General features: G+C 71.6%; 2 protein-coding genes and 1 pseudogene. All 3 read right to left on the reverse strand.

Translation table 11 applies throughout. The features are described 5' to 3' along the window. Nucleotides 1-535, reverse strand: a 535-nt coding sequence (locus ABZW32_RS39900) for a class I SAM-dependent methyltransferase (RefSeq protein ID WP_356225830.1), incomplete at its 3' end; no start/stop codon positions are given. Nucleotides 536-718: 183 nt separating this feature from the next. Continuing rightward, complete coding sequence (locus ABZW32_RS39905) at nt 719-1,027, reverse strand: hypothetical protein (RefSeq protein ID WP_356225832.1); 309 nt, start codon at nt 1,025-1,027, stop codon at nt 719-721. A gap of 422 nt (nt 1,028-1,449) precedes the next feature. Next, nucleotides 1,450-1,604, reverse strand: a pseudogene (locus ABZW32_RS39910) (two-component sensor histidine kinase); the annotation flags it as partial.

Genomic DNA, 1,604 nt, shown 5'->3' on the forward strand with positions numbered 1-1,604 from the left:
GGACGGCCAGGAGGTGGGGCAGCTGGTCGGTCGAGCGGGGTGCGAGGTCCCACTCGGCGAAGCACAGGTTCCGGGCCCAGCGGCGAACCCGGGCGAGGGTCTCGCGCAGCGGGTCCAGGGAGGCGAAGTACCAGGAGCAGTGGGCGAGGACCACGTGGTCGAACCCGCTGTCGGGGAAGGTGACCTTCTCGTCGAGGACGTCCAGGCCGAGACGGAAGTCGATGCGGGAGCCCAGCGGCGTTGCCTTGAGGTGCTTCGCCGACTGCCCCAGGGTGACCGGGGCGCCGTACGACGGGTCCGCGATGTCGACGGCGACCACCCGGCCATGTGGGCCGACGGCCTCGGCGAGGACGGCCGTCATGTCGCCCTGTCCGCAGCCGACCTCCAGTACGGACGCTCCGGCCGGGATGTCCCAGCCGGAGACGAGTGCGGCCCGGTAGCGGGTCTGGGACAGCTGGATACCCGGGCTCATGGCGCCGGCTGCCATTGAGGCCGCGATCGAGGGTGACTTCGCCATCAGATCGGTCTTGTTCACAGGATCTCCGTCGTGCTCATCGGGTGCCATGCGTGTCGATGCCGCAATCTTGCAGGACGGGGGCGCCGCCGACGTCGAGGAGCAGCCCACCAGGTCATGCCGGTCGCCCTCCCGTGACCTCGGACCCGTTGTTGAGAGTCAGTTCGCCTCAGGTTGTGCCCGCCAGGGTGGGTGTGGAGGCGCCTATAGCCAGGTGACGTCGTCGCCGTCGACGATCAGGTTGCCCCAGGCGGGGATGCGGTGGAACTTCTTGTTCTCGCCGCCAACGATGCTCTTGCGCCCGACGCCGACGCCGTCGGTGAGGGTGTAGCGGCCCTCGTGGACCTTGTCGTGGGCGGGCACGAAGGTGTCCTGATCGCAGACGGCGTTGGTGGACCACATGCCGTGCACTCCGGAGTACTCGGTGTACCGGCGCAGCATCGCCTCGCGCCGGTACCGTCCGACGTACTCGGGCTGGGGCTGGGGGGCGGCTTCGCCTGCCGCAGCGGTCACCACGGCTACCGGTGCGCCGGCCGGGCGAGCGGGAGCGGATGCCTCTGCGGCGTCGGGGGCGATCACGGCGCAGGTTTGGTCGGAGTAGGCCACGCACACGGTGCCGTCGGGGGGCGACGGCGATGGCCGGGGCCTCGTCCGGGACGCGGCAGTACCGCCGTTGAAGGCCCTGGCCGACCTGCGGTACGTCATCGCCCGGACCGGCCAGGACGCCGCGTTCACCAGGGTGAGGGTGCGGTCGGAGGTACGAGGACGTGCCTGCGCAGGCCGGGCCGGAGGTGGTCCGGGGGGCAGTAGTGGTGGGCGGGAGTCGGGGAACCTCCGGGAAGACGGGTGCGGGACCCGCACCGGGATCGCCTTCGAGGAGCCGTACTTGCGGGCTTGCGCGAGTCTGGTCCCGCCGCCGGGAAGCGTGTTGCGGTTCAGCCAGCGGACGGATCGCGTCCGCCGTCCAGGTCGAGGGTGGCGACCGCGCCTCCCTCCGGAGCGTTCGCGAAGGTCAGCCTGGCGCCGAGGACGCGCGCCTGCCCGAGCGCGATGGTCAGCCCGAGTCCGTGCCCGCGTCCCCGCTCGGGGC

Origin of the sequence: Streptomyces sp. NPDC004667, from assembly GCF_040609475.1 — a bacterium.
GTDB lineage: Bacteria > Actinomycetota > Actinomycetes > Streptomycetales > Streptomycetaceae > Streptomyces.